Below are 23,557 nucleotides of genomic sequence, written 5' to 3' on the forward strand. Positions count from 1 at the left end.
TCCTTTGTAGGCATTATGCCTATCTCAGAACCCAGCGATTCCACCTAACCGACTGTCCAGATTTCCGGGGCCACCTCTAACACCCCAAAACCGTCCCTCACAAATGCGCCGTGCATACCTGGCTGCAACAGATCGTCTCGTTTCATTCGTCCATCCAGCTCACGTGTGCGGCTATCACCCTCCAACCCTCTGCCACCTTCACCCAGGTTTGCGACTGGCGCCCGATGCGGGATACGTCCGGGCGTGTGAATGTGATGTTCGCGACGGCGAAATCGTGGCCGAATGTAGTGATCGATCGATCCACGATCGTGCGCATCAGCCCTTTGCCGGGGCGCTTTGCGCGAAATTCGCGAATCGCATCGTAGCCTTGCAGATTTTCTGTCGCGCCATAGCGCAGCGTGTGGGGGCTGTTCCAGAAAAGCGCGTCGAGGGTTGCGACGTCGTTAGTGGTCAGCGCCACCTCGTATGTGTCGAACGCCTTTTCGACGGCAGCATACGTGGCCGGATCGTTGATGAGCATGGTGATGTTGGTTGGGCTTTCGATGAGAAGGTTGGACACCTTTAAAAAGTACAGGACTGGAAGTCTACATCCTCCAAACGAACTAAGCCAAAAGACCGACTGTTGGAGAATCAGTTTGAACGTGTTTTTGAGGCTATCGGATACAGGAACGCTCAACACGGTATTGTCACGTTGATGGCAGGGTGAGGGAGAGAGGTGGCCCCGGAAATCTGGACAGTCGGTTAGGTGGAATCGCTGGGTTCTGAGATAGGCATAATGCCTACAAAGGAAACCAGACGATGACGAAGAGAACCCGGCGCACGCACTCAGCGACGTTCAAGGCGAAGGTGGCACTGGCAGCGGTACGTGGCGAGCGCACACTGGCAGAATTGGCGCAGCAGTTTGAGGTTCATCCGAACCAGATCACGGAATGGAAGCGGCAGTTGCAAGACCGAGCGGCCGATGTGTTCGGCGCGGCGGGCGCGCCCGTCAATGAGCCGCCGGTGGATCTGAAGACGCTTCACGCAAAGATCGGCCAATTGGCGCTGGAGAATGATTTTTTGTCCGGCGCGCTCGGCAAGGCAGGCCTGCTGAGCGCAAAGAAATGATTGATCGTGCCCACCCCCTGCCGGTTTCCCGGCAGGTCAAGCTGGTCGGCATTAGCCGATCCTGTGCGTACTACGCGCCGAGCCCGGTCAGTGCCGCGGATCTGGCGCTCATGCGCCGCATCGACGAGTTGCACCTGGAGCATCCGTTTGCCGGCGCGCGCATGTTGATGCGCCTGCTCAAGCGAGAGGGCATAGTGGTCGGACGCAAACACGTCGGCACCTTGATGCGCAAAATGGGCATCGAGGCGCTGTATCGCAAACCGAACTTGAGCCGCAAACATCTGGCTCACAAGATCTGGCCGTACCTGCTGCGCGATCGGAAGATCGAGCGCAGCAACCAGGTGTACGCATTGGACACGACATACGTGCCTATGGCACACGGCTTCGTCTATCTCACTGCTGTGATCGATTGGGCCAGCCGCCGTGTTTTAGCGCACCGAGTCGCGATCACGATGGAGGCTGAGCATGCGGTAGCAGCGCTCGAAGAAGCATTCGCAAAATATGGATTGCCTGAGATCGTCAATACTGATCAAGGCAGCCAATTCACCAGTACGGTCTTCACCGACGCGGTCCTCTCGCGCGGAATCGCTTTGTCGATGGATGGCAAGGGAAGCTGGCGGGACAACGTTTTTATCGAACGACTGTGGCGCAGCGTGAAGTACGAAGAGATATATTTGAAGGCTTATGAGTCCGTCGGCCAGGCACGCAAGTCCATCGCTAACTACCTGACGTGGTACAACCAGCAAAGGCCTCATTCAAGTCTGTCGGACAAGACCCCGGATGAAGCTTACTTCGCGATGCTGCCCGCGATGAAAACGGCAGCGTGACCGCCCAGCGTTCCACTTAAAAATCGAAAAAACTGTCCGAACGAACGGGGCCACCTCTGAGAGGCGGCGACAATCTCCGGCATGAAACGAACCAGTTTGCCGCAGCGCGCGCCAGTCACCGACACCATTTCCTACACCGGCTACCGGTTTCCGCCCGATGTGATCAGCTACGCGGTGTGACTGCACTGGAGCGGTACCCAATTCGTGGATGCCTTAGAAACTGTCAAAAAATAACTTTTACAACTTTGCGCGCGACTTGACGGATGATTTTGTAGATGGAACCGACGCGGCAGGAAACAGCGTGTAGTTCCAGTCGCCGCAGAACTTGTCGGTCTTCAAATGCAGCGACGCCATCGTCGAGTCGTCAACCTGTACGCCTGTCGGATAGGGTCTTTTGTCCAACGCGGCTTTCACGCGCAACCCCTTCGTGGTGGTTGTCCCGGCGATCAGGTTGACGATCACCTCGTGGCTCACGAGAGGGCGGCCGCGCCAGTTCTCCGTGATATGGCAGAACAGCCGGTGTTCGATTTTGTTCCACTTGCTGGTGCCCGGCGGGAAGTGGCACACCGATATCTTCAGCCCTGTGGCATCGGCCGTGCGCTGCAGCGCCACCTTCCACAGCCGTGCGCGCGAACCGTTGCTGCCGCCTCCATCGGCGGTTATCAGCAATTCGGTTGCGCCGGGATAGGTTTTGCGCCCCATGCGTCGCCACCAACAGCAGATCGATTCCACCGCAAACTCCGGCGTGTCGTGGTCGACACAGACGCTGACCCATCCGGCGTTGGCGCTCAGGTCGTAGACGCCATAGGGAATGGCCTTGCCCAGCTCCTTGGCCTGGAAGTCGTGCACACGCACCTGGGGCGCTTGCCCCTTGGGATGCCACTCTTGCCCGGCGTTCCTGAAGTCTCCGACCAGTTCCTTCTTCTTGGTATCCACCGAGATCACGGGCTGGCCGCGTCGCTGAAATTGCCGGGCACGCTTGGCGATGTGCTCGAACTGCGCATTGCGATCCGGATGCGCGGCACCCTCGCGTGTCTTGCGATTGGCCCGTAGGCTGTAGCCAGCTTCCTGCAACAACGCACTCACGCTCTGATGACTGACCGGGTGGCCCTGGCGGGTCAACTCCGACGCCAGAACCCGCACGCTCTTGCACGTCCAGCGCAGCGGCGACATCGGATCGCCTCGCGTCGTCGGTTCGACCAGTTCCTCCAACGCCGGAAGCAGCTCTGCATTGCCGTGCGTCACTCGTGGACGCCCCGCTCCAGCTCGTCTCACACGCCGCTGCGTCTTTGTCGATGCAGGCCGCTTCGTATCGTCGAGTTCCTTCAGTCCTGCAACGATCGTCGGGCGCGTGAGTCCGGTCGCTCGCGCAACGATGCTTACCCCGCCATAGCCCAACGCGCGAGCCTCCGTGGCCGCCCACAGCCGCCGCTGCTGTTCATCTAACAGCTCACTCAATGACTTGAACTTCTCTGCGATTCCGGCTTCGTTCTCATCCATCCCTTCATACTATCCGGACACGTCAACTTGTAAAAGTTATTTTTTGACATTTCCTAAGTGCTACTCAGGCTTGAAACCAAGAAAAAATTTGATGATGAAGATAGAAGTTTCTTGGTTCGTGACGCCGCTAACTTGCAATACTTTAGGCCCGGACCGGTCGCAGAAGGATTCGCGACTGTGAAAATCAATAAACGAGACAAACATGTCGAACCCGTTCGATCAAAGACGTCGCAACGCCCTCAAAACACTTGGCGCACTAACTGCGTCTGCGGCCGGCTTTGCCGGCGCTGCCGAGCCGCCTCTTCAACCCGTGAAATGGTCAACCGGCACCGAGCGGGCGCGGACAAAGGTCCCTGCCAATGCTGCGGATTGCCATCATCATATCTACGATTCGCGCTATCCGTGGGCGCCCGAAGCGACGTCCAAGCCTGGCGACGCCTCGGTCGCGGATTATCGACAGTTGCAAAAGCGCCTTGGAACCACGCGCAACGTCATCGTCCAGCCATCAAGCTACGGGATAGACAACCGCCTTCTGCTGGCATCAATCGCACAATTCAATGGCCGCGCCAGAGGAATCGCAGTGGTGAATACGAGCGTCACTGAGGCGCAACTCACAGAGCTGCATAACGGCGGCGTAAGAGGAATCCGCTTCAACCTTTCGCCTCCGGGCACGACGACGCTCGACATGGTCAGGCCTCTTGCGGAGCGCGTCGCCACGATGGGTTGGCATGTGCAGGTCAATGCGCCTGCCGCTTACCTACTCGAAGCCCGGACCACGTGGTTCGATCTGCCTTGCCCGGTGGTCTTCGACCATCTCGCACACGTGCCGGAACCCGATGCATTGCATCACCCCGCGTTCGAAATGGTCACCGAACTGCTGACCACTAGAAAAGCCTATGTGAAGTTGACTGGCCTATACAACGACACGAAAGTTGGGCCGCCGACTTACGCGGACAGCGTGGCTGTCGCAGGCGGGTTTGCCAAAGCTGCGCCTGATCGCGTGTTATGGGGAAGCGACTGGCCGCATCCAACTGAGCAGCCGCTCAACAGAATTCCAAACGATGCCCTCCTCCTCGACCTTCTTAGCGTAGCTGTTCCTGAGGAATCGGTCCGTGACCGGATCCTTGTCGACAATCCCGCCAAGCTTTATCAATTCGAATAAGACCACCTGTTTGAGATCAGTACGAATGTCGCAGAGAGGTGAGGCTTGCGCGTTCAAGCCTTGCCTGTCAAAGCGATTCCGCCGCCTAGAGCGTGTTAGGGGTTCTGGTGCAAATAGGCTCATTGGACCGGTTAAAGTAGCGATCCAATCAATCTGGTGGGCGGCGATGAGCAAGAGGAAGGGTCTGGACGGGTTGTTCGATGGCCGGCATTCTGATCGGGAGATCATTGTTCTGTGTGTGCGCTGGTATCTTCGCTACAAGCTCAGCCTGCGCGATCTGGTCGAGATGATGGCCGAGCGGGGATTGTCGCTGGCACACACTACGATCATGCGTTGGGTAAAGCGCTTTACGCCAGAGTTCGTCAAGCGCTGGAACCGGTTTGGCATACCCACTGGCCGGTCATGGCGTGTTGACGAGACCTATCTGAAGATTCGTGGCAAGTGGGTCTATCTCTGCCGGGCGGTAGATCGGGTCGGCCAGACAGTGGACTTCATGCTCAGGGCAAAACGCGATGTGAGCGCGGCCAAGGCCTTTTTCAGCAAGGCCATCAAACATCAGGGCCAGCCACCGGAGACGATCACGCTCGATGGGTATGCCGCCTCGCACCGGGCCGTGCGCGAGATGATCGCTGACGCTCTGCTGCCTGAGGGAACGCAAGTGCGCTCCTCGAAGTATCTGAATAACGTGATCGAACAGGATCATCGAAACATCAAGTCCAGAACGAACGTGATGCTCGGATTCAAACGATTCAGGTGTGCGAAGACCACGATTTCAGGCATCGAGTTGATGCACCGTATCCGCAAGGGTCAGTTCAATCTCCGCACTCTCGGACTCAAGGATACTACTGCACCCGCCGTCTGGAATGCTGTCCTATTCAATAAATAAGGCATCCTTATGTATTGGAGACGTCTCGGTTTCACCGGTCGTTTGCACCAGAACCTCAAATCCCTGCAGGAGAATCAGAAGGTGAGCTTCGAAGTGAAGCAAGGCCCGAAAGGCAAGCAGGCCGCAAATATCCAGCCGCTCTGAACACGCTCACTTCATGCCGCACTCGACGACGCTTGATTCATCCGCACTCTGCGCACGCCCGCGTACTGAATTTGACTTGTCGCCCGGATACCGTGCAGTTTCCGGCGCTGTCCGGCAATGGTGAAGTACCCACTTCATGCGATGTGATGCGACCGTGTTCCGGCTTTGCGAGATACCCAGATGACTGCTGTCCGACAACCGAATGAGGACTGAAACCGCAGGAGACGACGGTCCGTCATCTACGTCGTCGATGACGACAAGGGAATCCGGCAGGCTCTCGACGCACTCTTGCGCTCTGTAGGCTTGCGCGTCGAAACGTTCAAGTCCCCGGACGAATTTCTCCGGTCTCCCCGCTCCACCGGGCCAAGCTGCCTCATCCTCGACGTGCGGCTCCGCGGAAAAAATGGCATGGCGTTTCATCAGGAAATCGTCAATAGCGGCGTGCGCATTCCCGTCGTATTCATGACCGGTCATGGAGACATCGAGATGGGGGTGAAGGCAATGAAGGCCAGCGCACTGGACTTCATTGCCAAGCCGTTCAAGGACCAGGACATGCTCGACGCAGTTGCAAAATGGGGCCCTCGATTACTCTCTCTCGAATGACGTGCGGTCGGTGCCGCGCTCCTTTTTTAATTGGCAGATTACTTTACAATGGCGCCCAGTGACATGATATGAATCCGACGCCGGCTCATCCGCGGCGTCGAACGACGCTACGTTATACCCCGCGTCGACCCGCAACGCACCGAAATTGCGCGTTAGTTGTTTGTACAACTATTCCTCCGGGCGCACATCAGTGTCAATCGAAAATAATTCGTAGAATTCATTGCGCCGCATTACGCCCGCGCTTCCCACTTTCTCGGTCGACAACCGGGTTCAATCGCACATACAATCTGAAGCCAACCGCGCATCCGCGTGATTGACTGGAATGCCCCAAAACAGTTCACGGTTTTGGGAATTCTGTTTTTTGCATATCGCAATAGCCAGGAAGACTTTTCCTCGCCTCATTCGCTCAAGCCCTGTGCTAGGATTGATTTCCAATTTGCAACTTCGCCCCGTAGCCATGAGCAGTCGTCTTCCACCGACGCAAACTATACCTGCAGGCAAGATACCTCCGCTTTACACCGTGATACGCTCGCGACTGCCGCTGTCCCCCAGCCAGATACTCAATCTGTCGCTTAAACCTTACGTCGCGCTCGACTGGATGGTCCGGTGTAGCGTGTGCGAAGACTCCGCCCTCCTCGTCTTGCAGTACGTCTTCCTGAGCGAAGCTCTTTGTTGTGCGGGACACTTGGCCTACGCCCAGGAAATCGTTGTTCGCGCCCAAACGCGGCTTGCGGAGCTCTATGCCAACGCGACGAAATCCGGGCAATGGCAACTCGACGACGATACCTATGCCGCGCTGCAAAGCGCGCTCTCCGTGTATATCGCGCAATTGCATATCGTCTCGCGGGCCGACCTGCAGCGTGCAGGGCTCGTTATCGAAGAGTGGAAGAAAAACCACCGAAAGGCGATAGCCCAGACGTAGCAGGCCATAGCGTGAGGCCCGTGGCCTTCAAAGGAATACCACCCCGGAAATGTTCCCGGGACGGCCCAGGAGTCGCTAGAGCCGCACTCGTTGCGTGCGCATAAGCCTCGCCGTGGCATTCATCCATCGGAGCCGCTGGCGGTCCAAACGGATGCGCCCGGCGAACCATTCAGCCTGTCGGGCTCCCCCTTGAGGAAGAAGATGTCGTCACGCTGCGAGCCGTTGCTCCCCCTGGCGATAACTGTGGCCATCAACGCGTTCAACGTAAGGTGCGCGCGCGTGACACCTTTGTATTATGTGCGCGAGGTTCTCGCCCGATTGCCTGCAGCATGGGGCGGCCGTGGCGGCCGGTCCGCTGCGCCCGGCATCACCGTTGAGATTGCATGCCTGAATACCATCTGGAACCCGGCCAAGGACTCCAGCATGACAATGCGTCTGTCGAAACTCGCGACGTGACCGTTGAGCCGGATTCCGTTAATCATGAAGACGCTCACGAGCATCTTGTCGTCGATTAGTGCCTTCAGAAATTCGTCCTCCGTTGACGCTTGATTCGGCATGCTGTTTCCCCACTGTTGTTGGCCGTCCTGCATTGCACCGCTAGACACCCGAGGCCGCCGCCGGGCAGTCACGAGAGCCCGGGGCTGTTGGTGGCATCAGTCGACTATCCTGCCGGCGCCCTAAACCGGCGCTCAAGAAACGTAGACACGCAGGACGGTGCCATCAGGCTCAGAGAGGCCGAACACGCGCAAGCGACCGGCTTTGACGTCGAGCACAAGTTGCCCGATGTCTGGGACAGCGGCGGCCGGGCATGCGCCTGAATCCAGCGATTCCATCTGGATGGTTTCGCTCACGGGTTTGCGCTTTCCATACATGAGCAGCTGTACAGCACTATCGCGCGATAGACAAATCTGCGACAGATATTATGTGTGCCCTCGTCCACGTCAATCGCCGACACCAGTACTCTTGCCCATGCCAAAGTCAAAAAGGCACCGGAAGCTTGTCCTCTCAATAGGCTCGACAGTTCACCAGACGAGCACAACGGTGTTACAGAAATCGAGGCAAAGGGAACTCGCTCTCAACGCGTTGACCATGGCGTGCGCGTGACTATGATGTCGTCGATGATGCGCTGAGCCGCGCCGTAGCCGCGCATCAAGGCTTCGGCTTCGGTAGCGAACGGACAGCCATTGTCTCGACCGAAGCGCAACGGCTGAATTGTTGCAGGACTTGCGCCCAAGGAGATATGGACGACGGCGACGTATCCGACGGGCACCGAAAGAACTTTTCCTCTGGGAATTCCGCCGACAGACTCCGCCTCCACCGCTATGGTGAAATCTTTGTAACCGTATGTCCGATGCATTTCGAGACCGCCCTCCATTTGCGCTTTCGTTGAATGAGGTCGCGCTCGCCCGTCACCCAAATGCTCTAACGCCTTGTCGTGGGCGCTAGAGCCACGAGCTTTCGGACCGCGCCCTTCGAGCTCCGGGTCGATATTCTTAACCCATGTGCAAGCCACCGTTCAGCGAGAAGTCAGCCCCGGTCGCGAACGCGGCTTCGTCACTGGCAAGCCACGAAACAATCGAGGCAATCTCAGTGGCTTCTCCGAGACGTCGTACCGGGATGCTCTGGACGATTGCGTCCAATACCTCGGGGCGCACAGCCCGGACCATATCGGTTCCGATATACCCGGGTGAAACGGTATTCACCGTGATTCCCTTTGTCGCGACCTCCTGGGCCAGCGACATCGTAAAGCCGTGAATGCCCGCCTTGGCAGTCGAGTAGTTGGTCTGGCCGAACTGCCCCTTCTGGCCGTTCACCGACGAGATGCTGATTATCCGGCCCCACCCCTTGCTGACCATTTCCTCGATAACCTGCTTGGTCACATTGAAGAGACTCGTCAGATTCGTATCAATGACATCGTTCCAGCTCTCAAGCGACATTTTCCGGAACACGCCGTCCCGCGTAATGCCGGCATTGTTCACCAGCACGTCAATCTCACCGACCTCCTTCTTTACCTTCGCAAAAGCGGCTTCGGTCGACTCCCAGTCGCCGACGTTGCCCTCCGAGGCGATAAAGGAGAACCCAAACTCAGCCTGCTCGGCCAGCCATCGTTCCCGTCGCGGCGAGTTGGGTCCACATCCGGCAACGACCGTGAGCCCATCCTTATGAAGCCGCTGACATATCGCGGTTCCAATTCCACCCATGCCGCCGGTCACGTACGCAATTCGCTTTGCCATGTTCTACCCCCGGGTTCTTGCTACGGTTAAAGGGCCAACGTACTTTTGCCTGGAAGCTAACCTGTGTTCCGACGGGCGCGTCAGACGAGGCTTCTTTCCGCCGCGCCGTCCGGCGGCATTCAAACAGCTTCATCCGTTGCAGCCACCCTACCCTTCAGTGACTGGGCTACTCGCTGCTTTGGGGCGACGGACTTCCGGGTAGGCACAGGTCCGGGCGAAGCGCCGGATGTCTGCTCTGGCAGGCGACCATGCTCTATAAAGTCGTGAAGCACCTTGACTGCCTCCGGCTTGCCGCGTTGCTCCAGTCTCCCGAGAAGTGCAGACGCAAATCCCTTCAGCTCCTCGCGTCCGTGACATGCCTCGAACTGAAGAAGGGTTTCCCTGACCGCCGCGTGAATGCTTTGCTCGTACAACATGCTCGCGATGTGCGAAGCACCTCGCGCCAACTCCATCTCGCAACCATAGAAGCGCCGGACGTCATCAGTCGACCGTTTACGTTTAGCTCCCTTCACATCGATACCCCGTTTTCCGGCAAGCGGCCCCCGCGTCGATTTATAAACGCCGGCTGGCGCGTCGCCGCGCGCCAGTTCGACTGAGTTGGCAACAGAAGGATGAATACGGACGCACGGCACGCCGGCTCCATACTCCGCCATCTCCACGAAATGCGGATTAGGCGACCTGAGCGTGCCCCGTGCAAAGCCAGTGAACGTCGAGATTGAGGACGGCGGCCAGACGCATACAGGCGTTCAACGGCGGCACGGTGATTCCGCGTCGCCAATATTGCACCTCGTATTCACTCACGCCCAGCCACCTCGCTGCGCGCGCCGAACTGATGCCGGCCCGTTTGAATGCCCGGTCAAGGCGGGCAGCCAAGGCCCGCCCGAGGCGGTCGTTCTCGATGCTACGCTCGAGGTGACCGATATCCGTGGTACGTCGATTCATCTTGCTTAACGTCTCTCAGATTTTATTTTTTATGCGTTTCAGCGCCAACGCATTCGCGGCGTCGAATGAAGTTACGTGTTCGTCATGACGGCCGGTTCTGTCGCGATAAGGCCATCTTCATGAGCAGACCCGAAATGACAAGGACGGCTCACATAACCATCGAATAAAACTGCTCGGCGGCGGACGGATGGGTTCCATCCTCGGTTTTCATTTGCCCCTTCCTGATCATATGCATGACTTCGATGCCGGACAGGATGATGCGGGCGCAACGAAAATCCTTGAAGCCCAGCATCGGTCGGGTGATGCGTTTGATGGCCCGATGGTCTTGCTCGACCACGTTATTCAGGTACTTGACTTGATGGATCGTGATGGGCGTCTCCCGCTCGGCGTTCACCGCGTGCAGCGCAGCCAGATTAGAGCCGCTTTTGTCGATGGTGATCGTCTCGGGTACACCGTTCTGAGCGATCGACTTTTCAAAGAAGCGCCGCGCTGCCACCTTGTCGCGCTTGGCTCTGAACAGGAAATCAATGGTTTTGCCCGCCTTGTCCACCGCCAGGTAGAGGTACTTCCACTGGCCTTTGACTTTGATATACGTTTCGTCCATCCGCCAGCTCTTGCCTACCGGCTGCTTGTACTTACGGAACGTCTTCTCGAACAGCGGCACCAACTTGATCACCCAACGATGCACCGTGGCATGATCAACCTCAATACCGCGCTCGGCCATAATTTCTTCGAGATTACGCAAACTCAGTGAGTAGGCGACGTACCACCGCACGCACGGCAACATCACATCGAGCGGGTAGTGAAGCCGCTTTAGCACTCGGGCGATACCCGCGCAAGCGTCTTTCGCGGTGTTTCGGTCTTCTTCATCGGCCAGCCAAAGCATATTTGTCAGCCTCGAATACTACCTCTCCCGCCTTAACGCGACAAAACCGCAGATGCTGCTACTGAGCGTCCCGAGTTCTTGTCGACAGATTACCGGGCGCGGTCGCTTTTAGGGCGCGTCGCGGATTGATGCAAAGCGCGGTAGTTACGGCAGCCGCTGCTCCTAGGGCCGCTAACGCATAGAGCCCGCTCGCATAGCTGTTCGACGAACTCTTGAAGAATCCCACCAGATACGGGCCGGCGAAACCTCCAAGATTTCCCATCGCGTTGATGAACGCAATGCCGCCGGCCATCGCCTGTCCACTGAGGTAGGTTGCAGGTAGCGCCCAGAAGGGGCCCTTGCAACCAAGAATGCCGATTGCTGCAACGCTCACCGCCGCAATGGACCAAACAGAGGCGCCCAATGCTCCTGCCACCGCGAGGCCTCCGGCCGTCAGCACCATGGTGGCGGCCAAGAACCAGCGGCGCTCATTGAAACGGTCGGACAGAAAGCCAATGGCGAGCATTCCCACGCAGCCAGCGATGTACGGCACCGACGTAATGAGGCCGGTTTGCATCGTGCTATAACCTTGCGCCTTGATAATCTGCGGCAAGAAGAAGGACAGTCCAAGATTTGCACCGATTGCGCAGAAATACACTAACGCTAGTGTGAACACGGCCGGATCGGTGAACGCCTTGCGCAACGCAGAAACATTGTGTTCGTTGCTAGCCACAATGTCCTTATTGAGCTCGTCAGCGAGCCACGCTTTCTCCTGTGTGGTCAGCCATTGAGCCTCCTCTTGGCGGTCGGTCAGCATGCGCAATACGAAGAACGTGCCGAGTACAGCAGGGATGCCTTCAATAATGAAAAGCCATTGCCACCCTTTCACTCCGAGCATACCGTCAAGTTCCAGTATCAGGGTGGACAAGGGAGCGCCGACAGCAATCGACACGGGAATCGCGAGGCTGAATGTAGCGATGATCCGAGCGCGATACCGTGCAGGGAACCAAAAAGTCAAATACAAGATAACGCACGGAAAAAACCCCGCCTCTGCAACGCCAAGAAAAAATCGAAGTACGAGGAAGCTCGTCGGTCCAGCGACTAAGGCCATTGCGCACGAGAGAAGACCCCAGGTGAAGAGGATGCGCGCTATCCATCGCCGAGCGCCAAATCGCACCATCATCAGGTTGCTTGGCACTTCAAAGAGACAGTAACCGAAGAAAAAAATGCCTGCGCCCCAACCGTATGTGTACGCGTTGAGTCCGATGTCGTGATTCATCGTCAGCGCCGCGAACCCAATATTGATGCGGTCAATGTATGAAACAACATAAAGGACCATGAGAAGCGGAATCACGCGCCAAAATATTTTGCGCACGATTGAATATTCGTTGGGCTGCTGCATATCGTCTCCTGAAAAATAGTCTTATACCGGCTCTGAGGCGGTTTCTTGCTCAACCTGACCAACAAGTCTCTCGAACGCCATCACAGTGGCAGTTCTTCGTTGCTGTAACGTATTTCGCCCGCCGTAGCAACGCGTGTGCGAGCTAATGATGTTTGAAAATGGAGAGAAGCTCGTCGACAACGCGCACGTGACTTCCCGCTGGTGCTTCGCCGAAAGCAAGCACCAGCGACTGTCAATTTGCGCAGGATGTCAAAGTCTTAGGAAACGATAGTCCAACGGCCGTACTTGGCGACTTGCTTCTCGTCGAAGCCGAAGCCCAGCCCCGGCGTTTGATGCAGAACGACTCGACCTTCACGTTGCTCCAGTTGCCGGTCGATGAGCTGACGGAAGTTGAGGACCTGGTCGTCCCAGAAGAATTCGACGTAGCGTGCGTTCGGCGTGGCTGCAACCAGTGGCGCATGGACGTCGTGGAACCAATGCGGACATACCTGCACACCGTAGCCTGCAGACAGCGCAGCGATACGCTTCCATTCCGTAATGCCGCCGCAGACTGCTGCGTCGGTTTGGAGGATTGCAGCGCCGCCCATATCGAGTAGCTGCTTATGGTACCAGCGGCCATAACCAATCTCTGCGGTGGCCACCGGGATGCGGGTGAGCTTCGCCAGGCGTGCGTGGCTCTCGATGTCATCGGGGCTGAACGGCTCTTCGATAAAGTAGGGGTTGTACTGTTCAATGCGGCTCAAGTACTGCATGGCTTGAACGGTATCGATCCAACCGTTATTACAGTCGAGCATCAACTCCACGTCTGGACCAATCGCTTCGCGGGCTGCCTTGACCCGAGCCTCCTCGCCTAAAGGCGACCAACGACCCGTTTTCATCTTCACGGCCTTGAAGCCTTTGGCGACGAAGCTGGCCATCTCTTCGCCGACCATTTCAGCAGTTTTACCTTCAACGTAATAGCCGCCGCTCGCGTAGGCCGCCACCGTGTCCAAATCCACGGCGCCGAGGTACTTATGGAGGGGCAAGCCTGCGCTCTTGGAGTTGATGTCCCAAAGTGCAATATCGATTGCGCTTAGCGCGCGCATTACCGTACCCATGCGCCCCTGGAGCAGAGACTCTTGGTACATGTCTTTCCACAGGCCCTCTACAGCGAGCGAATCGCGACCGAGAATCACCGGCGCGAGCAATTGTTCTACTGCAACCCGGAAGAGGTCCCCCGCAGAGCTTCCGACGTAGCAGAAGCCGACGCCTTCGATACCGTCTGCGGTACGGACTTTAATTAATCCGTAGTGGCGCTCGGTGACAGTCCGGTTGGAGAAAGAAGTGACCTTGTCCAGCGGAACACGAGCAGCACAGACTTCGATAGATTTGATGATGGGCACGGCACGTCTCCTTCGAAAGCGGGTTGGTTATCAAGCACGGAGACAGTTTGCACGTTAGGTAACAGCGAAAAAAGCGGTCTCTGACATCTTTAGAACACGTAAAATACGCGTATGGACACCCGTTTTCTTCAGAGCTTCATTGCTGTTATCGAATCCGGCTCAATTGCGGAGGCGGCGCGACGGCTCGACCTTGCCCCGACCACAGTCGCGCAGCAAATACGCGCGCTGGAGGATGATATTGGTTCCAAGTTGCTCACGCGCGCAGGACGGACGGTTAAGCCAACAGTAGTGGGTGCCAGAATTCTCGACCGAACGCGAGGCCTCCTTCGAGACGTTCGCGACCTACGCTCCGCAGCCTCGGACACAGGCCTCCCCGCCGGCCCGTTGCGTCTCGGCGCAACCCCAACGGCATTGATGGGACTTCTGCCGCCATTTCTACGGCGCTGGAAACAAACGCATCCGAGCATTCCCATTTACATCGAGCCTGGGACCTCAGTCACGTTGCTAGACGGCGTAACGTCGGGAGAACTTGATGCAGCCATCATCGTGCATCCGACTTTTGAGCTTCCGAAGACTTGCTCGTGGCGCCTGTTGCGCGAAGAGCCTCTCATCCTTCTTACCCAGACACGTCTGCGTGTCAAGGACGCGTTGGCCACCGTGGCCGAAGAGCCGTTTATTCGTTACGACCGGAGAGTTGTCGCAGGAAAGATGGCTGACGAATATCTGCACGCAAAGGGTGTTCGCCCAAACGTGCAGTTTGAGCTGGACGGGATAGAGCACATTGCGAAGCTGGTAGCCGAGGGCTTCGGCGTGTCAGTGCTTCCCGACTGGCCAGTAATCGGCGTGCCCGACCCGCAGCTTCGACGCTGGAGTCTGCCGCAGCCGTGCCCGACGCGACGCGTCGGATTAGGATGGCTGCGAGCATCGGTTCGTTCGCAGCTCGTTGAGGAGTTCGCGCATATTGCTTGCTCCGAGCACGCGAAAGTCAGTAGATAGCAGAGCGGGGTTGGGACAGCCGGTTCTGCCGGACAATAGTTGCAGCCATTTTTAAATCTTAATCAACAAATCCGTAGAGTTCTGCTGGATTGTGCACACGAATCTGGTTGCGCATTGCTGTCGTAGGTGGCCACGCGGTAAGTAGGTCGAACATCGCACCGTCGTCGGGCATTCCGCTAGAAGACCCGGATGCGGCCAGTCGGTCCCCATACACAGCGCTCAGGAGCGACTTTGTTCGGATGGGTATGAGTTCCCATGCTGCGGACGCAACTATAGATTTTTGACGGAAACGGGCCTCCCAAATGAATTCCACAGGTTGATGATGTTGGCGATGATCACGCCTTCGCTCTCCTGCGACGCGATCTTCTGTGTCAGGAGGGTGGCACCAATGCATCGCTTGATGCGTGAGATCTGCGCTTCGACCAGCGCGCGTACGCCATATCCATATTTCTTGTGGAACGCATAGATGCCTTTCTCATCGATGTATTTGACGATCTGATCGTGCCAGCGGGTCTGGTCGTTGCCGTGCACGACGGCGTGAGCCGGCGGTGGAATGACAGGCGTCACGCCGACGCGCGAGAGCGCTTCGGTGCGCTCGATCCTGTAGTGCGCGCCGTCCGCGATCACCCGGTCGACTGACAGATCCGCGGGCAGGACCGGGCCCATTCCTTCGCTGTCCGATACTTCTGTGGTGGTAATGCTGATCGCGTGAATGTTCATCTCCCCGTCGATCGACAGATGGATCTTGCGCTGCGGTGTTTGCGTCGCCTTCCTGCCGTACTCATGCCGCGCTTTCTCAGACTCTGGTTGTACGCGCGCATTCGTCACCCGGTACCCGGGCTTCTTGCGCATGCGCGCTTCACCCTGTTTCAGCCTCGCTTCGTATGGCATGATCTTGGCTCGCATCGTGATGGTGTGCTTCTACACAATCCGCCCAAACTTCGCAATACCCCCCATCCGAACAAAGCCGTACCCGAGCACTCGACATTCTCCAAGGACCGCCACGGTCGCTTCCGCGATGGCGATTTACTTAGACATGTGTTCGGGTCGGTACTGGGTCGGTGCATGTCCGAAGGGCGCGCGCGTCACGAAGGCTGACACGTTGTGAGCTTACAATAAGCCGCGCTTCATTCATGTCAGCAAGCCCCGGAGCGCCCGCGTAGGAGCGTAATCACCCGCGCAACGATTGCCTCGAGCCGCACCGGATCGCTGTCTGCGATGCGCTTCACTACGGAGTAGGATGACCAAGCCTAAAAGTCGACGAATCGTGCCGAGGTCAACGCCGCAGCGCCGTAGTTCGACGGCGAACGTTCGCCTCGCGCCCGCATCGCCTCGACTCAACCGACCGACGCCAGCTCGAGCTCGACGCCGGACTGCCGCATGCCAAGCGCCGCGGCCGGCGCAAGACCGTCGTCAGTGATGACGAGATCGAAGCGGTCGAGCGCCGCCACCTTGTACAGGCCAAAGGTGCCGTACTTCGAGCTCGATACTGCCAGCACCGTGCGCGACGCGGCTTCCATAGCCGCCAGCTTGACTTCCACCTTTGGCGCAGACGGCGTCGTCACGCCACGCCGCAGATCCCACGAACTCGCCGAAATGAAGGCCACATCGAGTACGACCTGGCGCAGCGTCGTGGCGGCGAGCGGGCCGACGCTCGACAGATTCGCGTGATTGAGTTGGCCACCCGTATGGATCACGCTGACATGCGTTGCGCCAGATAGCTCGCGCACGATCTCGAAGTCGTTGGTGATGACCGTCATGTCGCTGAGCGCGACGATGTACGACACGATCGCCAGCATCGTCGTGCCCGCGTCGAGGTAGATCGTCATGCCGGCCCGCAGGCTTTGCGCAGCGACGCGCGCAATCGCCTGTTTCTGCGGCTGCTCGACGGAAAACTTCGACTGGTGACTCGGCTCGTTGCCCAGGTGACTCGCGATGCGTACGCCACCCGGCACCGTAAAAACGAGGCCCGCCTGTTCGAGCGCCGCGATGTCGCGTCGGACCGTCATGTGCGAGCAGTTGAACGCCGCCATCAACTGTTGGACCGACAGGACCTTGTCCCGCCGCAACTGACGAAGCATGGCTTCCCGTCGCTGATCGGGTATCAGAGGGGCTTCGCTCGAATCGGGGGGGGCGTGGCTAGACATGGATCGGTCTCTGAAGCGCGGGACGGACATCTCTTGAAATTGTGGGCGCCACTATCTTATCCGACGAGAACGCCGATCAGCATTCTCCGGGCAGATGACGCGGAGCCCGTCTTTTCAATCCACGGAGCCCGATGTCGTCGACAGGGCGGCACCGCGAGCGCTTCCGGCGAGGGTTTCCGGTGCCGTGCCCGGAGAAATAAATCTGGAAGCAGGTCGGCAGCGCGCGTTAACGCCACGTACCATGATATTAAAATAAGTTATCAAATATTAACATATATCGACCAAGCGCCGTTAAACTGGTCGTTCACGGAGGGTTTTCCATGCTTACTCACGCCCCGCGTCCATTGCTGGGATGCATTGCCGACGACTTCACCGGCGGCACTGACCTCGCCTGCACGCTGGTGCAAGGCGGCATGCGCACCTTCCAGACCATAGGCGTACCTGCGAGCACCGATCCGATCGATGCGGATGCACTGGTGGTCGCGCTCAAGTCGCGCACGGTCGATACGGCCACGGCCGTCGCGCAAGCGCTCGCCGCGCTCGACTGGCTGCGTGCGCAGGGCTGCCGCCAGTTCTTCTTCAAGTACTGCTCGACCTTCGACTCGACCGACGCGGGCAACATCGGCCCCGTCGCCGACGCGTTGCTCGACGCCCTGTCGGCAGGCGACGACGCCCCGTTCACAATCGCCTGCCCGGCATTCCCGGAAAATGGCCGCACGGTCTATCGCGGACATCTATTTGTCGGCGATGCGCTGTTGAACGAATCGGGCATGGAGCATCACCCGCTAACGCCAATGACCGACGCCAACCTCGTCCGCGTGCTGCAACGCCAAACGCGCTCGAAGGTCGGCCTGGTGCGCTACGACGCCGTTGCGCAAGGCGTGGACGCTGTACGCGCGTCGATCGACGCGTTGCGGCGCGAAGGCGTTCGTATCGCGATCGCCGATGCGGTTTCGGATGCGGCCATTCGCACGCTCGGCGAAACCTGCGCCGACGTTCCGTTGATCACCGGGGGCTCCGGCATTGCGTTGGGTCTGCCAGAAAATTACCGCCGCGCGGGCTTGCTCGTCGATGCGGCGGCTGCTGGCGATCTGCCATCCATCGAAGGCAGGTCTGCTGTTCTGGCGGGCAGTGCCTCGATGGCGACGAACGCGCAGGTGGCCGCCTGGTGCGAGAGCCGGCCGGCGTTCCGCATTGATCCGCTCGCTGCCGCACGCGGCGAACCTGTCGTCGAGCTCGCACTGGCGTTCGCGCGCGAGCATATGGAAGCGCGCGTCCCGCAGCCGGTGCTGATTTACGCCACGGCCGCCCCGCAGGACGTCAAGGCCGCGCAACGCGAGTTGGGTGCAGCCGAGGCGGGGCACCTGGTGGAACGCACGCTCGCGGCGATCGCGCGCGGCCTGCGCGAACTGGGCGTGCGCAAATTCGTGGTCGCAGGCGGAGAGACATCGGGCGCGGTGGTTCAGGCGTTTGGCGTCAAGATGCTGCGCATCGGCAGACAGATCGATCCGGGCGTGCCCGCTACGGCGACAATCGGCGAATCTCCGCTCGCGCTCGCGCTCAAGTCCGGCAACTTCGGCACCGTCGACTTCTTCGCGAAGGCGCTGCACCAGCTCGACGGAGGCATGCGATGACCCGTCCCGTGCCATGCGCCGTTCACGCCAGCGAAGAAGCGAAGATCCGCGAAGAAATCTGCGTGACAGGCGCGAGCTTGTACACGCGCGGCTATACGGTGGGCAGTGCAGGTAATATCAGCGCGCGCCTCGAGGACGGCTGGCTGATTACGCCAACCGACGCCTGTCTGGGCCGGCTCGACCCGGCCCGGATCGCCAAGGTTGATCTGGCCGGGAACCTGGTGTCCGGCGACCGGCCGTCGAAGACGCTCGCGCTGCACCGTGGCGTCTATGCGCGCAATCGCGACGTGCGCGGCATCGTCCACACGCATTCGACCCACCTCGTCGCGCTGACGCTCGCGGGCGTCTGGAGCGAAGCTGACGTGCTGCCGCCGATCACGCCTTACTTCGTGATGAAGGTCGGGCACGTGCCATTGATCCGTTACCGGCGTCCAGGGGACCCGCAGGTCGCGCAACAGATTGCGGCACTGGCCGAAAGCGTGCGCGGCGTGATGCTGGAGCGGCTCGGGCCGGTCGTGTGGGAGCGTTCGGTGTCACAAGCCTCGTATGCGATCGAAGAGCTCGAAGAGACCGCGCGTCTGTGGCTGATGTCGAACCCGCGGCCGGCGCCGCTCGACGCAGCTGCGCTCGAGGAACTGCGCACGGTGTTCGGCGCGCGCTGGTAATGCTCCGATGCAACGGGCAGGCATCTGTCACGAGCGGCCTGCATGAACAAATAACAAGGAGACAACGACTGTGGCAACGACGAACTCACTAGACGCCCACTCGACACTGGAGCACAGAACGATCCGCAAGGTGTCGCGGCGGATCATTCCGTTCCTCATCATTCTGTACTTCCTCAGCTTCCTGAATCGCGTGAATGTCGCGTTCGCGGGGCTGACAATGAACCACGATCTCGGCTTCACCAACGCAGTATTCGGAACTGGCGCCGGGGTGTTCTTTATCGGCACCTTTATCTTCGGCACGCCGTCGAATATCGCTCTGCATCGCATCGGAGCCCGCCGCTGGATTGCCTTGATGATGCTCGCGTGGGGTTCGCTTTCCGCAGCGAATGCCCTGGCGTCGAATCCCATGAGCTTTTACTTGCTGCGCTTCTTTATTGGCGTCGCGGAGGCTGGCTTCTTTCCTGGCGTCATTCTGTACCTTAGCTTCTGGTATCCGACGCGTCATCGCGCGTTCGTGACCGCGATCTTCATGGCGGCGGCGCCATTATCAAACATGATCGGGTCTCCAATTTCCGGCGCGCTGCTGCAATACACGAATGGTGTTGCTCACCTGCATGGCTGGCAATGGCTCTTTATCGTCGAAGCCCTTCCCACCGTTGTGCTGGGATGCGTTGCGCTGGTCTATCTGACCGACAAGCCGGAAGACGCACAGTGGCTCGAACAGGATGAGCGGCGCTGGTTGGCCCAGGAGCTGGAAAAAGAGCACTCCGAAAAAGCGGCGCGGAGCGCCTCCAATGTCTGGGTTGCGTTCAAGGATATCCGCGTCTGGCTTCTTGCGCTGGTCTATTCGGGGACGTCGATGGGGCTTTACGCGATCGGCTTTTGGGCACCCATGCTGCTCAAACAGTTCGGCTTCAGCTTCGTCGAGTTGGGCATCATCAACGCGATCCCGAATCTGGTTGCGGTTGTCGGCATGGTCTATTGGGGGCGGCGCTCCGATCGTCAGCGCGAAAGGCGTCTGCATGTCGCAATCGCCTGCCTCGCCGGCGCGCTCGGCATGGTCGTCGCCGGCCAGGCGGCTTCCGCGCTGGTGCTGGTGATAGCGCTGTCGGTCGCCAATTTCGGTATCAATGCAGCGAAGCCGCCGTTCTGGAGCATGCCGACGCTATTTCTTTCGAGCTCGGCCGCCGCGGCAGGCATCGGCCTGATCAACTCGGTAGGGAGCTCGATCGGCGGCACGGTAGGGCAGATGGTCATTGGCAAATTGCGCGACCTGTCAGGCAATTATTCTTCGGGGCTTTACTTCGTCAGCGCGACGCTCGTGCTTTCTGCTGTCATTGCCGTCCTGTTCGGGCGACCGGCGGCCTCCAAAGTGGAAATGCGTTCGCCGAGCAAATAGGCCGGCAACGTGAACTTTTTAACAGTACAGGTGAATACCTATGCAATCTGATGCTTTTAAGGCCGGCTTGTTCAGCGCGCTAGCCGTCCGCGCGGCATTTGACAACGGCATGATCGCTGCCCTTCGCGAACACGGAATCGATGCGACGATAGGCTGGGATCCTACTACGGTCATCGAGGCGCGCCTGAGAAAGGGCGACACGGCCGATGCGATCATCGTGACTGACAGTGCGATGAAAAACCTGGTCGACGCAGGATGGGTTGCTGCGCGACATTGCCTGCCTCTGGTCGAATCTTCCATTGGCGTGGCAGTGAAGCGCGGGGCGCCGCGTCCGGATATTTCTTCCGTGCAGAATTTCTTCGACGCCCTGTTGAAGAGTCGTTCCGTAGCGTATTCATTGAGCGGCGCGAGCGGCATTTATTTGCAGCAACTGCTGCGCGAGAACGGGCATCTTGAAGAAATCAACCGTCGGGCCACCCCTATCGACAAAGGCCTTGTTGCGGAAAGACTGGTAAGTGGCGAAGCGGATATCGCGATCCAGCAAATCAGCGAATTGAGTGCGGTTGACGGCATCGACATTGTCGGTCCGCTTCCCGCGAAGATACAGCAGATTGTCTCGCTGAGCGTCGGCATTTGCAGCGCTTCCGTGGACCGGCCAGTGGCACATGACCTGCTCAAGGTGCTGACCAGCGGCCACGCGAAAGCGATCTACGAACGCAATGGACTCACAGCCCGCTGGTGAACCCGCTTGTGAATGGAGTACAAATGACATCAAGAATTGTTTTGCTGCATGCCACCCCCGTCGCCATGCAACCGATTCATAGTGCATTCGCCGAAGTGTGGCCCGAGGCACAGACCATCAACCTGCTCGACGATGGCTTGACCATCGACCGGGCCCGCGAGAACGAGCTCTCGGAGCCGCTGATAGAGCGCTTTGTGCGCTTTGGTCGGTACGGCTACGACATGGGCGCAGATGCCATTCTCATCACCTGTTCTGCATTCGGTCCCGCTATCGATCGCCTGGCGGCGGCGCTGCCGGTGCCGGTGCTAAAACCGAATGAGGCCATGTTTCAGGCGGCTGTCTCCTATGGTCTGCGAATTGGCATGCTGGCGACGTTCGGACCCGCAGTTATCACCATGACCGAGGAGTTCGACGAATACGTTGCCCAGGTTGGCAGCAAGGCCGAACTAAAGACGGTATTGGTCGATGAAGCCATCGACGAACTGCGCCGAGGGAATGTAGAGCGCCACAACACTCTCGTGGCGGCGCGGGCCCCCGAGCTGGCCGACTGCGATGTCGTCATGCTGGCGCACTTTTCGACCTCGCGCGCAGCCGCACAGGTGCGCGATAAAATCTCCGTGCCGGTGCTGACGGCGCCGCAAGCTGCCGTTGAGCGCATGCGCGAACTCGTGGAAACAGGCCGTTAGAACTCGCTAGGGTACTGTCACATTGTGATGGTCGAGCGAGTGAAGACGCAGAACATCAGTATTCCTGATTTATGCAGCAAGGCGATCCAGCATTGAGTTGCCGGTCACGGTTTCCCACGCTTCAAAAGCCTGCGTGCGCGCCTGCCGCTTGTCTTGTGCGTTCGTGTTGTAGCGGCAGTGCATGAACAGGTTTGCCACCTGGTCGTGGACCGACGTGAATCGCTGCAGGTGGCGCGCTGATTTGAAGCGGCGCATCACCTTCTCGCGCACCCTCGTTGGCTGGTGCGAGTTCTCCGCCCGGTTGTTCAGTCCTTTGTGCTGCCGGTGTTCCACGTCCAGCCCAAGGTCCCTGTTTGCCGCGGCGTAACTCTTGAGCTTGTCGGTGATCAACACACGGGGAGCGCGACCATGCTTCTTGAGCAGCTTGCGCATGAGCCGCCTGGCCGCGTGCCTGTCGCGCCGGCTCTGCACCAGTACGTCGAGCACCGCACCGTACTGGTCTACCGCGCGCCACAGCCAGTGCTTCTTGCCGTTGATCGTCACGACCACCTCATCGAGGTGCCACTTATCGCCTCGGGCCAGCGCGGTAGAGCGGATCCGCCGGGCGATACCCAGGCCGAACTTCACCGACCAGCGCCGCACCGTTTCGTAAGTAAGGTCAATGCCGCGAGCTGCCAGCAACTCCTCAACCATACGCAGGCTCAACGGAAAACGGTAGTACAGCCATACCGCATAACTGATCACGTCGGGCGGAAATCGGTAGCCGGCATAGGAGATAGCACCGTTGGCAGGTGCGCTGTGTTGGATAGCAGTTCGTTTCATACCCGCAATTGTCGCTGCATTTCCGGCAACATCCCAGCAACGTGACAGTGCCCTCGGAAGGGTAATGGTGCATGCGGTCGGTCAGGTTCACCATGTCGAGCACCAGACCAACGCGCTCATGCCGCTCTCTGCGGGTCAAATGAGTCAACATCAGCGGCAGCTCGATGTTCTCGAAAGCGGTGAGCACGGGCATCAGGTTGTAGAACTGAAAAATGAAGCCGACGTTGGCCGCGCGCCATTCGGCCAGCGCCGCTTCCGGAAGTCGCGTGATGTCGAGCCCACCGACGCGCAGCTCGCCGCTATCCGGCCTGTCGATGCCGGCAATCAGATTGAGCAGCGTGCTCTTGCCCGATCCCGACGGGCCCATCAGTGCGACGAAGTCGCCCTTGCCGATCCCTAGCGTGATGTCGGCCAGGACTGGCACGGTCTGGACTCCGCGTCGGTAGGATTTCGCGACGTGGCTAATTTCGACGAGCGGTGCGGTACTCAC

At 58.9% G+C, this 23,557-nt stretch carries 23 protein-coding genes and 3 pseudogenes; 12 read left to right on the forward strand and 14 right to left on the reverse strand.

Annotated elements, in window-relative coordinates:
- Positions 1–142: 142 nt before the first annotated feature.
- A complete protein-coding gene (hpxZ, locus tag P0D84_RS41225) occupies positions 143–520 on the reverse strand; it encodes an oxalurate catabolism protein HpxZ (protein WP_408349760.1) in 378 nt (125 codons plus the stop codon).
- A gap of 278 nt (positions 521–798) precedes the next feature.
- Here hpxZ and P0D84_RS41230 point away from each other — a divergent pair.
- Positions 799–1,934, forward strand: a protein-coding gene (locus P0D84_RS41230; protein WP_408346954.1) for an IS3 family transposase whose coding sequence is annotated in 2 segments (ribosomal slippage) — positions 799–1,063 and positions 1,063–1,934 — 1,137 coding nt in all. Because the reading frame shifts where the segments join, the coding sequence is not laid out codon by codon here.
- A 237-nt stretch (positions 1,935–2,171) separates the two neighbouring features.
- On the opposite strand, the gene P0D84_RS41235 is transcribed toward P0D84_RS41230, so the two are convergent.
- On the reverse strand, positions 2,172–3,434 hold the full coding sequence (locus P0D84_RS41235; RefSeq protein ID WP_408348046.1) for an ISAzo13 family transposase: 1,263 nt from the start codon (positions 3,432–3,434) through the stop codon (positions 2,172–2,174).
- 202 nt (positions 3,435–3,636) lie between these two features.
- Here P0D84_RS41235 and P0D84_RS41240 point away from each other — a divergent pair, with 202 nt between their 5' ends.
- The 5 genes and pseudogenes from P0D84_RS41240 (at position 3,637) to P0D84_RS41260 (ending at position 7,151) form a co-directional block, all read left to right on the forward strand.
- Entirely contained in the window at positions 3,637–4,596 is a 960-nt protein-coding gene (locus P0D84_RS41240; protein WP_408348049.1) for an amidohydrolase family protein, read from the forward strand.
- A 166-nt stretch (positions 4,597–4,762) separates the two neighbouring features.
- Positions 4,763–5,482 (forward strand): IS6 family transposase, encoded by a 720-nt coding sequence (locus tag P0D84_RS41245; RefSeq protein WP_408348052.1) that lies wholly within the window; start codon positions 4,763–4,765, stop codon positions 5,480–5,482.
- 57 nt (positions 5,483–5,539) lie between these two features.
- Positions 5,540–5,626 (forward strand): annotated as a pseudogene (locus tag P0D84_RS41250) (cold-shock protein); the annotation flags it as partial.
- Between the two features lie 237 nt (positions 5,627–5,863).
- Positions 5,864–6,196 (forward strand): annotated as a pseudogene (locus P0D84_RS41255) (response regulator transcription factor); the annotation flags it as partial.
- 490 nt (positions 6,197–6,686) lie between these two features.
- A complete protein-coding gene (locus P0D84_RS41260; RefSeq protein ID WP_408348055.1) occupies positions 6,687–7,151 on the forward strand; it encodes a hypothetical protein in 465 nt (154 codons plus the stop codon).
- Between the two features lie 293 nt (positions 7,152–7,444).
- Here the strand turns inward: P0D84_RS41260 and hfq are convergent, their stop codons facing one another.
- The 8 genes from hfq to P0D84_RS41300 form a co-directional block, all read right to left on the reverse strand.
- Positions 7,445–7,741 carry an RNA chaperone Hfq gene (hfq, locus tag P0D84_RS41265; protein WP_408349763.1) on the reverse strand — a complete coding sequence of 99 codons (297 nt, stop codon included), beginning with the start codon at positions 7,739–7,741 and terminating at the stop codon, positions 7,445–7,447.
- 99 nt (positions 7,742–7,840) lie between these two features.
- Entirely contained in the window at positions 7,841–8,002 is a 162-nt protein-coding gene (locus tag P0D84_RS41270; RefSeq protein ID WP_408348058.1) for a hypothetical protein, read from the reverse strand.
- A 224-nt stretch (positions 8,003–8,226) separates the two neighbouring features.
- Complete coding sequence (locus P0D84_RS41275) at positions 8,227–8,526, reverse strand: hypothetical protein (RefSeq protein ID WP_408348061.1); 300 nt, start codon at positions 8,524–8,526, stop codon at positions 8,227–8,229.
- Between the two features lie 118 nt (positions 8,527–8,644).
- Positions 8,645–9,385: a 3-ketoacyl-ACP reductase gene (locus P0D84_RS41280; protein ID WP_408348064.1), complete on the reverse strand. Its 741-nt coding sequence runs from the start codon at positions 9,383–9,385 to the stop codon at positions 8,645–8,647.
- A gap of 669 nt (positions 9,386–10,054) precedes the next feature.
- Positions 10,055–10,327, reverse strand: coding sequence for a helix-turn-helix domain-containing protein (locus P0D84_RS41285; protein ID WP_408348067.1), 273 nt, complete (start codon positions 10,325–10,327; stop codon positions 10,055–10,057).
- A gap of 148 nt (positions 10,328–10,475) precedes the next feature.
- A protein-coding gene (locus P0D84_RS41290; protein ID WP_408348070.1) for an IS6 family transposase occupies positions 10,476–11,197 on the reverse strand; the annotation gives its coding sequence in 2 pieces (ribosomal slippage) (positions 10,476–11,164 and positions 11,164–11,197; 723 coding nt in all).
- 74 nt (positions 11,198–11,271) lie between these two features.
- Positions 11,272–12,594, reverse strand: coding sequence for an MFS transporter (locus P0D84_RS41295; protein WP_408348073.1), 1,323 nt, complete (start codon positions 12,592–12,594; stop codon positions 11,272–11,274).
- Positions 12,595–12,851: 257 nt separating this feature from the next.
- Positions 12,852–13,976: a mandelate racemase/muconate lactonizing enzyme family protein gene (locus P0D84_RS41300; RefSeq protein ID WP_408348076.1), complete on the reverse strand. Its 1,125-nt coding sequence runs from the start codon at positions 13,974–13,976 to the stop codon at positions 12,852–12,854.
- 111 nt (positions 13,977–14,087) lie between these two features.
- Here P0D84_RS41300 and P0D84_RS41305 point away from each other — a divergent pair, with 111 nt between their 5' ends.
- The gene (locus P0D84_RS41305; protein ID WP_408348079.1) at positions 14,088–14,972 is read left to right on the forward strand and encodes a LysR family transcriptional regulator; all 885 of its coding nucleotides are present in this window, start codon (positions 14,088–14,090) and stop codon (positions 14,970–14,972) included.
- Positions 14,973–15,242: 270 nt separating this feature from the next.
- On the opposite strand, the gene P0D84_RS41310 is transcribed toward P0D84_RS41305, so the two are convergent.
- Complete coding sequence (locus P0D84_RS41310; protein WP_408348082.1) at positions 15,243–15,878, reverse strand: transposase; 636 nt, start codon at positions 15,876–15,878, stop codon at positions 15,243–15,245.
- A 431-nt stretch (positions 15,879–16,309) separates the two neighbouring features.
- Positions 16,310–17,119 carry a DeoR/GlpR family DNA-binding transcription regulator gene (locus P0D84_RS41315; RefSeq protein ID WP_408348085.1) on the reverse strand — a complete coding sequence of 270 codons (810 nt, stop codon included), beginning with the start codon at positions 17,117–17,119 and terminating at the stop codon, positions 16,310–16,312.
- Positions 17,120–17,439: 320 nt separating this feature from the next.
- Here P0D84_RS41315 and otnK point away from each other — a divergent pair, with 320 nt between their 5' ends.
- The 5 genes from otnK (at position 17,440) to P0D84_RS41340 (ending at position 22,245) form a co-directional block, all read left to right on the forward strand.
- Positions 17,440–18,753, forward strand: coding sequence for a 3-oxo-tetronate kinase (gene otnK / locus P0D84_RS41320; RefSeq protein ID WP_408348088.1), 1,314 nt, complete (start codon positions 17,440–17,442; stop codon positions 18,751–18,753).
- Positions 18,750–19,418: a 3-oxo-tetronate 4-phosphate decarboxylase gene (gene otnC / locus P0D84_RS41325; protein WP_408348091.1), complete on the forward strand. Its 669-nt coding sequence runs from the start codon at positions 18,750–18,752 to the stop codon at positions 19,416–19,418. Before otnK ends, otnC begins: the two co-directional genes overlap by 4 nt.
- A gap of 70 nt (positions 19,419–19,488) precedes the next feature.
- Complete coding sequence (locus P0D84_RS41330; RefSeq protein ID WP_408348094.1) at positions 19,489–20,817, forward strand: MFS transporter; 1,329 nt, start codon at positions 19,489–19,491, stop codon at positions 20,815–20,817.
- Between the two features lie 40 nt (positions 20,818–20,857).
- A complete protein-coding gene (locus tag P0D84_RS41335; protein WP_408348097.1) occupies positions 20,858–21,559 on the forward strand; it encodes a substrate-binding domain-containing protein in 702 nt (233 codons plus the stop codon).
- A 23-nt stretch (positions 21,560–21,582) separates the two neighbouring features.
- The gene (locus P0D84_RS41340; RefSeq protein ID WP_323047063.1) at positions 21,583–22,245 is read left to right on the forward strand and encodes an aspartate/glutamate racemase family protein; all 663 of its coding nucleotides are present in this window, start codon (positions 21,583–21,585) and stop codon (positions 22,243–22,245) included.
- Between the two features lie 69 nt (positions 22,246–22,314).
- On the opposite strand, the gene P0D84_RS41345 is transcribed toward P0D84_RS41340, so the two are convergent.
- Positions 22,315–23,067: an IS6 family transposase gene (locus P0D84_RS41345; protein ID WP_408348101.1), complete on the reverse strand. Its 753-nt coding sequence runs from the start codon at positions 23,065–23,067 to the stop codon at positions 22,315–22,317.
- A gap of 52 nt (positions 23,068–23,119) precedes the next feature.
- Positions 23,120–23,557: pseudogene (locus tag P0D84_RS41350) on the reverse strand (ABC transporter ATP-binding protein); the annotation flags it as partial.

The sequence above is a fragment of the Paraburkholderia sp. RL17-337-BIB-A genome (assembly GCF_046025895.1).
GTDB lineage: Bacteria > Pseudomonadota > Gammaproteobacteria > Burkholderiales > Burkholderiaceae > Paraburkholderia > Paraburkholderia fungorum_C.